Annotated in this window: 10 protein-coding genes; 3 read left to right on the top strand and 7 right to left on the bottom strand. The window is 71.5% G+C overall.

What is annotated here, in order from left to right; all coding sequences use genetic code 11:
- Nucleotides 1–32: 32 nt before the first annotated feature.
- The 3 genes from ACWA15_RS01050 to ACWA15_RS01040 form a co-directional block, all read right to left on the bottom strand.
- Nucleotides 33–1,964 carry a glycoside hydrolase family 127 protein gene (locus ACWA15_RS01050; RefSeq protein ID WP_464057415.1) on the bottom strand — a complete coding sequence of 644 codons (1,932 nt, stop codon included), beginning with the start codon at nt 1,962–1,964 and terminating at the stop codon, nt 33–35.
- A gap of 153 nt (nt 1,965–2,117) precedes the next feature.
- Nucleotides 2,118–3,119, bottom strand: a complete 1,002-nt coding sequence (locus ACWA15_RS01045; RefSeq protein WP_464057413.1) for a LacI family DNA-binding transcriptional regulator — start codon at nt 3,117–3,119, stop codon at nt 2,118–2,120.
- A complete protein-coding gene (locus ACWA15_RS01040; protein WP_464057412.1) occupies nt 3,116–4,102 on the bottom strand; it encodes a LacI family DNA-binding transcriptional regulator in 987 nt (328 codons plus the stop codon). The genes ACWA15_RS01045 and ACWA15_RS01040 overlap by 4 nt, the downstream gene beginning before the upstream one ends.
- Before the next feature lie 100 nt (nt 4,103–4,202).
- Here ACWA15_RS01040 and ACWA15_RS01035 point away from each other — a divergent pair, with 100 nt between their 5' ends.
- Nucleotides 4,203–5,516 carry a glycoside hydrolase family 27 protein gene (locus ACWA15_RS01035; protein ID WP_464057410.1) on the top strand — a complete coding sequence of 438 codons (1,314 nt, stop codon included), beginning with the start codon at nt 4,203–4,205 and terminating at the stop codon, nt 5,514–5,516.
- A gap of 324 nt (nt 5,517–5,840) precedes the next feature.
- Here the strand turns inward: ACWA15_RS01035 and ACWA15_RS01030 are convergent, their stop codons facing one another.
- Entirely contained in the window at nt 5,841–6,875 is a 1,035-nt protein-coding gene (locus ACWA15_RS01030; protein WP_464057408.1) for an LLM class flavin-dependent oxidoreductase, read from the bottom strand.
- A 191-nt stretch (nt 6,876–7,066) separates the two neighbouring features.
- Between ACWA15_RS01030 and ACWA15_RS01025 the strand changes: the two genes are divergently transcribed.
- Complete coding sequence (locus ACWA15_RS01025; RefSeq protein WP_464057406.1) at nt 7,067–8,395, top strand: GmrSD restriction endonuclease domain-containing protein; 1,329 nt, start codon at nt 7,067–7,069, stop codon at nt 8,393–8,395.
- A gap of 254 nt (nt 8,396–8,649) precedes the next feature.
- On the opposite strand, the gene ACWA15_RS01020 is transcribed toward ACWA15_RS01025, so the two are convergent.
- Nucleotides 8,650–9,330, bottom strand: a complete 681-nt coding sequence (locus tag ACWA15_RS01020) for a DUF2231 domain-containing protein (protein ID WP_464057404.1) — start codon at nt 9,328–9,330, stop codon at nt 8,650–8,652.
- Nucleotides 9,331–9,531: 201 nt separating this feature from the next.
- On the opposite strand from ACWA15_RS01020, the gene ACWA15_RS01015 reads away from it, so the two are divergent.
- The gene (locus ACWA15_RS01015) at nt 9,532–10,524 is read left to right on the top strand and encodes an NAD-dependent epimerase/dehydratase family protein (protein WP_464057402.1); all 993 of its coding nucleotides are present in this window, start codon (nt 9,532–9,534) and stop codon (nt 10,522–10,524) included.
- Between the two features lie 211 nt (nt 10,525–10,735).
- Here ACWA15_RS01015 and ACWA15_RS01010 read toward each other — a convergent pair whose 3' ends face one another.
- A complete protein-coding gene (locus tag ACWA15_RS01010; protein WP_464057400.1) occupies nt 10,736–11,722 on the bottom strand; it encodes a hypothetical protein in 987 nt (328 codons plus the stop codon).
- A complete protein-coding gene (locus ACWA15_RS01005; protein ID WP_464057398.1) occupies nt 11,722–12,780 on the bottom strand; it encodes an ATP-binding cassette domain-containing protein in 1,059 nt (352 codons plus the stop codon). Before ACWA15_RS01005 ends, ACWA15_RS01010 begins: the two co-directional genes overlap by 1 nt.
- Between the last annotated feature and the right edge of the window lie 68 nt (nt 12,781–12,848).

Here is a 12,848-nt window from a genome sequence, read left to right as displayed (position 1 = left end):
GCGAGAGGTGGGGGGGACGAGTCAGGGTCGGTTCAGCGACGGACGGGGATCCACACGCGCATCGCCCCGGGGCCGGCGTTGCCCCAGGTCGAGAACGGGATGGCGGGGACGGTGAAGGACGGGACGTCGTCGGCGGCCGTGCCCGACGGCGGGTAGAGGCCTCCCGAGGCAACCGCGCCCGGGGTGGCGGGCAGGGGGGCAACCGAGGACACGGTCACGGCCAGCTCGCGCGGGCCCACCTCGTGGGGGGCGCCGGGGACGAGGACGAGGTCGTCGATGATCGCGCCGTCGGGCATGCTCGCCTGCTCGATGCAGAACACGACCGGGCCGCGCTCGAGGGCGAGGCAGCCGCGGACCGCGTCGACGCGGTGGTGGCCGGTCGTCCAGCGCGGGGTGAGGTCCAGGTCGAGGCGGTAGGTGGCGCCGTCGACGAGGTCGATGTGGGCGTAGCCGTCGTCGCCGGCCGTGGCTGCGGCGTCGGGCCCGCCGGGAACGGCCAGCGCGCTGGCCGACGACCAGCTGGGGATGCGGACCGCGAGGCGCGCCCCGGGCGCGACGCGCCCGTGCACGGTGATCTCGACGGCGCCGTCGGCCGGGTAGGTCGTCGCCACCCGGAGCGTACCCTCGCCCAGGTGGGCGGGCAGGTCGATCTCGGCGGCGGCGAACTGGTGCAGCCAGAGCGTGTCGTCGGTCGAGGTGGCCACGTAGGCCGACATCTGCGCGACGGTCCGGGCGATGTTCGGGGGGCAGCACGCGCAGGCGTACCAGGAGGTGCGCTCGCGCGGGGCGTTCTCCTCGGAGTACCGGTCCGGGCGCTGCTGGAGGGGGTTGGAGTAGAAGAACTTGGTGCCGCTGGCGTCGATCGAGGCGGCGAGGGCGTTGTGCACCTCGCGCTCGATCGTCTCGGCGTAGCGGGCGGCGCCGGCCGTGCCGCCGGCGAGCAGCATCCGCCAGGTCCAGTGCAGGTCGGCGATCGTGGCGCAGGTCTCGGCGTAGGCGCGCTCGCTGGGGAGCTCGTAGTCGTCGCCGAAGGCCTCGTCGCGGTGCCGCGAGCCGAACGCCCCGGACAGGTACATCTTGCGCTCGTGGGCGCTGGCCCACTGGCTGTCCATCGCGGACAGCAGCGTCGGGTCGCCGTTCTCGAGGTAGGCGTCGGTCACCCCGGCGTTGAGGTAGAGCTGGCGGACCGCGTGCCCGACGGCGTCGCGCGCCTCGCGCACCGGCGCCTGGTCCTGGAAGTAGCGGGCTCCCAGGCCCCCCACCTTGAGCAGCCCGGTGCCGCGCAGGTCGATCATCCGCTCGGCGAGGGTGAGGTAGCGGTGCTCGCCGGTGTGGCGGTAGAGCTCGACGAGGGCGGTCTCGATCTCGGGGTGACCGCAGATGCCGGCGTCGCGGCCGGGGCCGAAGCGCCGGTCGAGGAGGTCGGCGAACGCGCGGGCGATGGTGAGCAGGTCCGAGCGGCCGGCGCGGTCCAGGGCGACGGCGGCCTGGATGAGGTGGCCCAGCACGTACATCTCGTGGGTCCAGTCGAGCTCGGCGAACTTCTTCTCCGGGTGCACGCCCTGGATCCAGCTCATGACGTAGCCGGAGGGTTCCTGGACGCGGGCGACGAGGGCGATGACGGCGTCGAGCCAGGCGTCGAACTCGGTCGTGGCGGTCCGGGCGATCTCCCAGGCGACGGCCTCGATGACCTTGTAGAGGTCGGAGTCGGCGAAGTAGAAGCCGCGGTAGTCGGCCCCGGACTCCCCGATCACGCGGCGGAAGTTGTCGATCACGCCGGAGGCCTCGAGCTGGTCGATGCAGTGCGGGATGGTCGCGGAGGCGTTGAGCCCCTGCCAGTCGGCGAGCGTGCCGGTGGTGAGGCGGATGGACCGCAGGTCGAACGGGCGGTGGGCGGCGGTGTCGCCGACCGGCAGAGCCGGGGTGGCGCACACGCTGCGGGCTTCCAGAGCTGTCACGGTCATGTCCCTCGTCGTTGAAGTGGCTGAATGGAGTCTGGACCCGTGATTCAGCGTTGTCAATAGCGAGACAAGTCGGAGGTCGCACCGTGATGTGAGCGTTATCAAGATGGAAGCGTGGCCAGGGGGTGGTGACCTGGGGAGCGGTGCCGGCGGGCGTCAGCCCGCGGAGGAGGCGCGGACGATGAGGTCCGCTCCCGTGCGCACGTGGCGCCCCTCGCCCGTGTACCCGCCGAGGCGCTCGACGAGCATCGCGACGGCACGCTCGACCATCTCGGGCTTGCGGGGGCTCACCGAGGTGAGCTGCGGGGTCGTGTACTCCCCCTCGTCCGTGGCGTCGAAGCCCGTCACGGCGACGTCACCGGGGACGCTGCGGCCGTGGCTGCGCAGTGCACGCAGCGCACCGACCGCGATCGCGTCGTTGACGCACAGCGCGGCGTCGAACCGCGCCCCCGAGCGCAGCAGTCCGACCATCGCCTCGTAGCCCGAGACCCGCCGGTCCCAGTCCGACCCGGACGCAAACAGCGCCGGGTCCACCTCGATCCCGAACTCGCTGATGGCCTGGCGGTACCCGGCGTAGCGGTCCCCGGAGGGCTCCACGCCGTCGGGGGAGTTCCACACCAGCGCGATGCGGCGCCGGCCCGTCTCCAGCAGGTGCCGGGCGGTCGCGTAGGCACCCTCGTGCTCCCCCATCACCACGCAGTCGAGCCCGGCGATCGGGGCGCCGCCGAGCACCACGACCGGACGCGTGAGCTCGAATCCGGCGATCATCGAGGACAGGGACGAGTGGGGGCAGATGATCACGCCGTCCACGTCGGGGGTGGTCACCCCGAGCACCGCGTCCCGCTCGGCGGCCGGGTCCGGGGCGATCCGCAGAGTCGTGGTCAGCCCCTCCGCCTCGAGGGCGAGGATCATGCGCTCGGCCATCTCGGCGAAGTAGGGCTGATAGAGCATCGGGACGACGATGGCGATCCGCCCGGTCCGCCCCGAGACGAGCCCGCGGCCCGCGGGGTTGACGGCGTAGCCGACCTGCGCGACGGCGGCGAGCACCCGCTCCCGGGTGGCCGCGGACACCCCCGGGCGCTCGAGCAGCACGTTGGAGACGCTCTTGGCCGAGACCCCGGCGACGGCCGCGACGTCGGCGAGGGTGGGACGCCTCATCGGAGCCCCGACCCGAGCGTCGACTCGCGCCGCACGAGCTCGACCGGGGAGAGGATCCGCCGTGCCGTGCCGCCGCCGGTCCCGGCGAGACGGTCGGCCAGCAGGTCGACAGCTGACCGGGCCAGGCGTGGCGCACCCGGGTCGACCGTGGTCAAGGACGGTGTCGAGAAGGACGCGTCGTCGAGGTTGTCCGCGCCGACGATCGCGACGGCGTCGGGCACGGCGACGCCGGAGCGCACGAGCTCCGCGAGCGCGCCCAGGGCGAGCTCGTCGCTGCCGAAGAGCAGGGCGTCGGTGTCCGGGGCCTGGGCGAGGATCTCGCGGGCCGCGCGCGCGCCGTCGGCCCGGCCGGCGACGTGGTCGATGCGCGGGACGGCGGGGGCGATGCCCGCGGCGGCAAGGGCGGCCGTCATGGCGTGGTTGCCGTGCGGGGTGCGGTCCATCCCGATCAACGCGGGTCGCGAGCGGCCCATGACGACGAGGTGGCGCGCCACGAGCGAGGCCGCCTCGACGGCGTCGGAGTCCACGGAGTCGGCGTGGTCGGTCGGGGGGTGCAGGAGCAGCACCACGGCGTCGGTCGGGCGCAGCGCGTCGATGAGGTGGTCGGGGGCGTCGCCGATGAGAACCACCCCGTCGAAGAGCCGGCCGCGGGCGCCGAGCAGCGCGCCGATGCGTTCCTCGCGGTGGTGGGTGGGCTCGACGGCGGCCTGGAACCCGCGGCGGTAGAGCTCGGAGACGACGGCCTCGACGAGCATGGACAGGTACGGGCGGCGCAGCTCGGGGACCCCCACGCCGACCACCCCGGTGCGACCGGTGCGCAGGGTCCGCGCGCTCCCGTTGGGGACCCAGTCCAGCTCAGCGATCGCCGAGCGGACGCGTCGGACCACCTCGGGACGGGTGTGCGGCTCATGGTTCACCACGCGGGAGACGGTCTTGAGGGACACCCCTGCCAGCGCAGCGACATCGCGCATCGTGGCTGCCATGGGTCCATGGTAGAGCCGCTGGCCAGGGTGGACGGCGTGACAGAAGGCTCGTGCGTTGTTAACGTTCACAGACCGCACCCATTCTCAAGGAGCTCATCGCATGGCAAAGACGCCGTCACCCCGGCCACCCCTCGGCTGGAACAGCTGGGACTGCTACGGCACCACCGTGACCGAGGCCGAGGTGCTCGCCAACGCCGAGTTCATGGCCGCCCACCTGCTGCCCTTCGGCTGGGACACCGTGGTCGTCGACATCGACTGGTCGGACCCGACCGCGCGGTCCCACGGCTACAACGAGGGCGCGCCGCTGAACATGGACGACGCCGGGCGGCTGCAGCCCGACCCGGAACGCTTCCCCAGCTCGGCCGGCGGCGCGGGGTTCGCCCCGCTCGCGGCCGCCGTCCACCGCCTCGGCCTGAAGTTCGGCATCCACATCATGCGCGGGATCCCGCGGCTGGCCACCGCCGCGGCGGCGCCGATCCTCGGCACCGCGTACACCGCAGCCGACGTCGCCGACACGACGAACCGCTGCGAGTGGAACCCGCACATGGACGGGGTGACACCCACCCACCCGGGCGCGCAGGCGTACTACGACTCGATCGTGGCCCTGTACGCGGGGTGGGGCGTCGACTTCATCAAGGCCGACGACCTGCTCTGGCCCTACCAGGGGGCCGACATCGAGGCGTTGTCCTTGGCCATCGAGCGGTCCGGGCGCCCGATCGGACTGTCCCTGTCCCCCGGGCGGGACCTGTCCCTGACCCGCCTGGACCACCTGCGCGAGCACGCCACGATGTGGCGCATCTGCGACGACCTCTGGGACACGTGGCCCGACGTCGAGGCGAACTTCGCCCGCTTCGCCCGCTGGGCGCCGGTCGCCTCCGAGCACGGCTGGCCCGACGGCGACATGCTCCCCCTGGGCCACATCGGCATCCGCGCCGAGCGCGGCGAACCGCGCGACTCCCGCCTCACCCCGGCCGAGCGGATCACCCTCATGACGCTCTGGGTGATCGCCCGGTCGCCGCTGATGATCGGCGGGGACCTGCCGACGTCGACCCCGGAGACGATCGCGCTGTTCACGAACGCCGACGTTCTCGCGGCGCTCGACTCCCGCGGGTCCCGCGAGGTGTTCCGGGAGGGCAACCTCGTGCTGTGGACCGCGGACGTCTCCGAGCGCGAGGGGTACGTCGCGGCGTTCAACCTGGGAACCGCGCCGCTGACGGTGGTGCTGGACTCGGCGAACGTCGGGATGCCCGGGGTGTTCGCCGGGACAGTCCGCGAGCTGTGGACCGGGGAGTCCGTGACGACGTGGCCGGTCACGGTCCAGAACGACGACGCCCGCGGGGTCGCCCCGGGCAGCACCGCGGTCCCCGTGACCCTCAAGGGCCACGGCACCCAGCTCCTCCGCTGGGAAAGCTGACCGCGGGGCCGGCGCCGAGCGCCGCCGCCGGCCGCGCCGGTCCGCCGGTCGCGCCGGTCCGCCGGTCGCGCCGGTCCGCCGGTCGCGCCGGTCCGCCGAACTCGTGAATGCGCTGACGAACTCGTGAGCGACGGCGGTTTCGCCGTCTGGAATCCCGCTCGCTCACGAGCTCGGCGCGGGGCTCACGAGTTCGGCGCCCGGCGTCGGCCCCTCCCGCCGAACTCGTGAATGCGCTGCCGAACTCGTGAGCGACGGGGCGTGGCTCCGGAGAGACCGGCCTGATTCACGAGTTCGGCGGGCGGTTCACGAGTTCGGCGACGGCGGTCAGTCGGCGAGCATCTCGCGGACCAGCGGGACGACCTTCGTCCCGTACAGCTCGATGCTCGACATGAGCTTGGAGTGCGCCATCGGGCCGTTCGCGTACTTGAAGTCGAAGCGGTCCAGCTCGAGGGACTTGACCACCCGAACGATCTTTTTCGCCACGGTCTCCGGCGAGCCGATGAAGTACGCGCCCTCCGGCCCGACCTGCGCCCGGAACTGCCCCTCGCCCATCGCCCGACCGCCTCGCTCGAGGGCGATCTTGGAGAAGTATTTGCCGATCAGCGGCCAGGAGTCGGCCATGGCCTGCTCGTCGGTCTCGGCGACGTAGCCGGGCGCGTGCACCCCGACGGGCTGGGCGGGCTTGCCGAACTCGGTCAGCGCACGCCGGTACAGGTCGGTGAACTGCTTGAAGGCGACCGGGTCGCCGCCGATGATCGCGAGCATGAGCGGGAGCCCATAGCCGGCCGCGCGGATGACGCTCTCCGGGCTGCCGCCCACCGCGATCCACGTCGTGAGCAGCCCGGACTCCAGGTGCGGGTAGACGTCCAGGCCCTTCAGCGGCGCCCGGACGGTCCCCGACCAGGAGACGGGCTGCTGCTCGCGGATCTTCATGAAGAGGTCAAGCTTCTCCTCGAAGAGCTCGTTGTACTGGTCAAGGTCGTACCCGAACAGCGGGAAGGACTCGATGAACGAGCCCCGCCCGAGGATCACCTCGGCGCGCCCGCTGGAGATCGCGTCGATCGTGGAGAAGCGCTGGAACACCCGGATCGGGTCGTCCGAGCTGAGCACGGTCACGGCCGACCCGACGTGGATCCGCTCGGTCTGCGCGGCGATCGCGGTGAGCACGACGTCGGGCGTGGAGATCGCGTAGTCGGGGCGGTGGTGCTCCCCGATCCCGATGAAGTCGAGCCCGACCTGGTCGGCGAGCACGCCCTCGGCGACGACGTTGCGGATCACCTGGGCGTGGGAGTGCGGGGTCCCGTCGTCGGCCAGCGTGACGTCGCCGAAGGTGTCGATGCCGAACTCGAGTGCGCTCATCAGGGTCTCCTGTTCATCCAGCCATTTAATTGATGCTTCAACTAACACTACCGTAGCGGGATGTGTTCCGGACCGCACCTCACCCCCGGACCCGCTCGAGATTCGTCCCAGGACAGCCGACACCTACAGTGGACCCGCTCCGCCCGACCCGACAAGGCCGTTCGCCGCCGTCGCCACTCACGAAGGACACCATGACGCAGTCACGCCCCCGCACCGGCCGAGGCCCCGTCTTCTGGATCGGCGTCGGCGGGCTCGCCCTAGTGACGATCGCCGGTGCGATCACGGGCTCCGTCGGCGGCGCCCTCCTGTGCGCCGCGCTCTACCTGCTTCTCACCTTCTCCGTCGCGGCCATCCGCGGGCACTCCTGGCTCGGGCGGACCACCCGCCGCGCCTCGAGCATGGCGATCGCCGCGTGCACGGTCGTCGCCCTCGCCGGGGCGAGCACGGCCGCCCCGGCCGACCCCGCGCCGTCGGCCAGCCCGACGACGTCGGTCTCCGCGAGCGCCACCCCCGAGCCGACGCCGGACGCGGAGGTCCTCGAGGTGGCCGACGGCGACCAGCCGGTCACCGGGGTCGAGGACCTCCCCGCCCCCGAGCTGCCCGACGCTGTCGACGTCGCAGCTGCCGCGCAGCAGGCCACCCCCCAGACGGCGCTGGCCACCTCGCTGCTGCTCACGGTCAAGGGACGCGCACCCAAGACCGGCTACGACCGGGCCAACTTCGGTGCGCGCTGGGCCGACACCGACCACAACGGCTGCGACACCCGCAACGACATCCTCACCCGGGACCTGACGGCCATCACCTACAAGTCGGGGACCCGGGACTGCGTCGTGCTCACCGGGACCTTCGCGGACCCGTACTCGGGCACGACGATCGCCTTCGAGCGCGGGGAGACGACGTCGAGCGCGGTGCAGATCGACCACGTCATCGCGTTGTCCGACGCCTGGCAGAAGGGCGCTCAGCAGTGGGACGCCGCCACCCGGGAGAAGTTCGCGAACGACCCGCTCAACCTGCTCGCCTCCGACGGCCCGCTCAACTCCCAGAAGGGCGACGGCGACACCGCCACCTGGCTTCCGCCGAACAAGGCGTACCGGTGCGCGTACGTCGCCCGCCAGGTCGGGGTGAAGTTCACCTACGGCCTGTGGGTCACCGAGGCCGAGCAGAACGCGATGGTCGCGGTGCTCTCCACCTGCCCGGCCGAGCCGCTGCCTGCCGGATCGACCGTTCCCGAGGCCCCGGTTGTCGTCCCGGAGCCGGCCCCGGTCGTCACGACGCCCGCACCTGCGCCTGCGCCGGTCGCACCGGCTCCGGCTCCTGCACCCGTCGTCCCGGCACCAGCGCCGGAGCCGGCCCCCGTCGTCGAGGCGCCTCCCGCTCCGGCGCCAGCAGCGCCGTCCGACGTCTACTACAAGAACTGCACCGCCGCTCGCGAGGCCGGAGCCGCGCCGGTCCGCCGCGGCGACCCCGGCTACGCCAAGCACCTCGACGGCGACGGAGACGGCGTCGGCTGCGAGAACTGAGCACCTCGCGAGACCCTTCGAGCTCGCAAACGGCCCCCGAACTCGTGAGCGATCCGTCGAGCTCGTGACTGGCTCGCCGAACTCGTGAGCGATCCGCCGAGCTCGTGAGCGAGGGCCGTTTCCCGGTTGGGACAGCCGGTGACTCACGAGCTCGGCGAACGGTTCACGAGTTCGGCGAGGGGGCGAGGGGCGAGGGGGGCGCCCCTCGGGGCGCCGGGCAACTTGGCCGGCGCCGGGTCGCCCCTGCTGTGGCCCTACTCTCCGGGCTTCGCCATGTGTCCGCCGAGGAACGCGCCCACACCCAGCGCAGTGGCCGCGACGAGACCGAGGGCGACGCCCGACGCCCGCCTCCCCCGACTCCGCTGGAGGAGGGACACCGCGTAGAGCGAGACGGCCCCGCCGTTGACGACAGCATGGACCACGCCCACCCGCTGGGTCCGCCGGGGTGCGGCGCCCCAGTCCGCCCATCCGGCGAGCGCGGTCGGGACCGCCGACAGGACACCGAGCGCAATGAGCGTGTCCGCTGACTCCGCCGACCTCTTGCCACGCAGGACGTCGAGCACCGTAGCGGAGGCCAAGAAGCCGATGGGCAGATCGGAGAGCACCGGGTGGAGTCTGTGGCCCAACCACGCACCTTGCAGCACCCCGCGCCGGAACGGCTCATCCGTGAGCCACTGCGACCACGGCCGGACGGCGTCGGCCACGCCGTCGAGCGCCTGCGCATCCTCGAGCCGGAGGGCCCCATGCGCGAGCAGCGAGGGGTCGTCGTCGTGGTGGTGATTGGCGTGGTGATCATGACCGTGGTCGCTGTGGTCGCTGTGGTCGCTGTGGTCGCCGTGATCGCCGTGATTGCGGCCACTGTGGTCGCTGTGATCGGAACGGTCACCATGACCGTCGTCGTGGCCGTCGTGCTCCTGCATCCGCTTGTCAGTCATGAGGGCTCCACTAGGTCAGGGCGAGCCCACAGGGGCACGTCGTCGTGACTCGTCGGGCCGCGCACTCGACCCGTCTTCGAGCATTGCACCAAGTTCCCGACCTGGCGCGAGCATCAGCAGTGAAAGCAGGACCAAGGCCCCATGGTCAACGATCTCGACCCGCGACCATTGACCCATCAGTTCGACCACTCGGAGGACACCATGACCAGGGCACTTGTCGTCGGGGGCACCGGGCTGCTCGGCTACCACACCACTCTCGAGCTGCTGTCGCGGGGCTACGAGGTGACGTCGCTGTCGCTGCCACCCCTGCCTGTGGACGACCTCTTCCCGCCCGAGGTGGAGAGCATCCTCGCTGACGTCACGGCACTCACCGACGACGAGCTCGGAGCGATCCTCACTGGCAAGCACGCGATCATCTACGCTGCCGGCGTCGACGAGCGGATCACCCCGCCGGCCCCGGCCGCGCGCTACTTCTACGACCAGAACGTCCGGCCGGTCCAGCGGATCGTGCGCCTGGCCCGCGCGGCCGGCGTCAAGAAGTTCGTCCTCTTCAACAGCTACACCGCGGAGTTCGCCGAGCTGTGGCCCGACCTCGGCTACCGCACCCGCAACGGCTACCCTCGCACCCGCCTGGCCCAGGAGGAGATCGCCTACCTCGAGGGCGACGGCGCCATGGACGTCACGTCGCTTCGCCTGCCCTACATCTTCGGCACCATGCCCGGACGCACCCCGCTGTGGCAGATGTTCGTCGACATGGTCCGAGGTCAGCGCGACATGGTCGCGGTGCAGCAGGGCGCGACGTCGTCGGTCACGGTCCGGCAGGTGGCCCAGGCCGCGGTCGGCGCGATGGAGCAGGGCGAGCACGGGGGGCGCTACCCGATCAACGGATACGACCTCAGCTATGCGGAGTTCTTTCGTCTGGTCTGCGAAGCCCTGGGCCGCGACCCTGGCGCGGTGACCTGCGTGCCCTTCGAGGCTCTCGCCACGTCCATGAAGAAGATGGACGCCGACACCGCGGCCGCCGGCCTCGAGCACGGCATCCACCTGTTCGACATCGCCCGCTTCAGCGAGCGCCAGGCCGTCTCCGACCCGGCCCCCACCATGGCCGCCCTCGGCTACCTGCCCGACGACGTCCCGGCCGCCATCCGCGCGACCCTCGCCTACTGCCTCGCCCGCGAGGCAACCACCAGCTGACAGGGAGTCCGCCATCGACCGGCAGGGCCGCTCCGGTCCGACGGGTCTGCTCCGACCGGCCCGATACGACCGGCCAACTCGTACGGTGCGTGCTTTCGTCGACGGTGCGCGTGCTTGAACACGCGCACCGTCGACGAATGCACGCACCGTATGTCAGCCACCCGCCGGAGGGGTCCGGCGGGTGGCTGATGGAGCAGCGTCGCGTGAGCGGCTAGCTGACGTCCCGCCGGCGGAAGACGAGCGCGGCGACGACGACCGTCACGACCAGAACCAGGCCGATCGTGGTCACCCCGTGGCTGAGCGACAAGGTCCTCTGGACCCACTCGCAGTTCTGGCCGGATGGACCGGCCTCGCAGACGGTGACCCCGTAGGTCGTCCCGTTGTCGAAGATCGCCTGCAGGTTGAGCTGGAGCAGCCACGGGCGCAGTCCCTCGAAGATGCTCCCCATGATCCCTTCGACGACGATGACGTAGCCGACGAGGATCCCGATGGCGGCGGCGGTGTGGCGGACGATCGTCCCGACCGCGACGCCGAGCATCGCGAAGCCGACTGTGAGAGCCAGCAGCCGAAGTCCGCCCTCCCCGACGTCCCCCCAGATCGTGCTGGTCATCGTCCCGAGGTTGTCGTTCAGGGAGTAGGCCAACCACGTCCCGCCGACCACGAGCGCGCTCGTGACCAGGGAGATCGGGATCACCGCGATGCCTGACGCACCAACCTTGGTCCCGTAGACCCGACCGCGGCGCGGCTCGAAGGTCAACCAGTTGCCGATCGCGCCGCTGGAGAACTCCGCGGCGATGAAGCTCACCCCCATCGCGAACGCCGCGAAGACGATCAGGAGTCCGAAGTCCGGGAGCACCCGATCCACGCTCTGAGCGAAGGACGGGGGACCGTACGTCCAGCTCTCGAGGTCGCCAGGGCCACCCTCCTCACACCCGTAGTCGGCACCAGGGTTGGCCTCCTGATCCGCCGCCTGCATCTCCAGGCACTCCGCGATTCTCTCGTCCTTGTGCTCTTCCCAGTCCAGGACGGCACTGTCGTAGTCCGCCTGGATCTGGGCCGTCTCGGCCTCGGACAACGGCACCGAGGTGCGCCAGGAAGCGTAGAGCATCACGAGGATGATTCCGAGGATCCCCAGCACCGCCAGCTGGTTGATCCGGCGGCTTCGGAACCGGGTCAGCTCGACCCTCAGCAGGCGCATCACTTTGTCTCTCCCTTGCGCGAGCGGCGGCTGGACGGCCCAGCGCCGGCGAGGACGGCGTCGTCCCCGGTGACGCCGGTGGTGGTGCCGTCTCCCAGGTCGATGTGCGTCCCGGGCCCCTGACCTGCGGTGAGCTCGAGGAACACCGACTCCAGGCCAGCGCGCACCGGCACCAGCTCGTTGACGTAGAGCTCGTGGTGGGCGAGGCGCCGGGTGATGTCGGCGGGGTCCACCGCGCCGTCGACCAGGAGCTGGCCGCCCTCGGTGCGGACGGCGAGGCCAGCTTCGAGGAGGACGAGCCGGGCGGTGGCCGGGTCGGCGACGCCGACCCGGACGGTCGTCGTCGCGCCGCCGATGAGGTCGGCGACGCGGCCGCTCGCCAGGAGCGTGCCGCGGCCGATGATCGAGACGGTGTCGGCCACCTGTTCCACCTCGGCGAGGATGTGGCTGCTGACCAGGACCGTCTTGCCACGCTCGGCGAGGGAGCGCATGGTCGTGCGGATCTCCCGGATGCCCGCGGGGTCCAGGCCGTTGGTCGGCTCGTCGAAGATCAGCAGGTCCGGGTCTTTGAGCAGGGTGCCGGCGATCGCCAGGCGCTGCTTCATGCCGAGGGAGTACGTGCGGAACTTGTCCTTCGCGCGGTCGGTCAGGCCGACCTCCTCGAGCACCTTGGAGACGTCGGCCGCGGAGACGCCGATCGCGCCGGCGAGCAGGTCGAGGTTCTTGCGGGCGGAGAAGTTCGGGAAGAACTTGGGCTGCTCGACGATCGCGCCGATCCGGGCGACGATGCCCGGCAGCGCCTGCGGGACCTCCTGACCGAAGATCGTCATGGTCCCGGAGTCGGCGCGGATGAGGCCGAGCAGCATCCGGATGGACGTCGTCTTGCCCGAGCCGTTGGGGCCGAGGAAGCCGTGCACGCCACCGAGCGGCACGTCGAGATCAAGGCCCTGGACGGCGACCTGGCGACCGTGCCGGGTGCGGTAGGTCTTGCGGAGCCCACGGGTGCAGACGGCCAGCGAGGCCGGGTCGACGTCGGGCGGAGCGAGTGCTGTAGTCATGCATATCCCCTGATCACGCGTGCGGTTGAAGCGTGCGCACGTCGCATCGACGCGCCGCGGTGAGCCTA

The sequence above is a fragment of the Sanguibacter sp. TS_SC_8 genome (assembly GCF_055361235.1).
The sequence above is the reverse complement of the archived record's forward strand: the minus strand, read 5'-3'. Positions and strand labels throughout refer to the sequence as shown.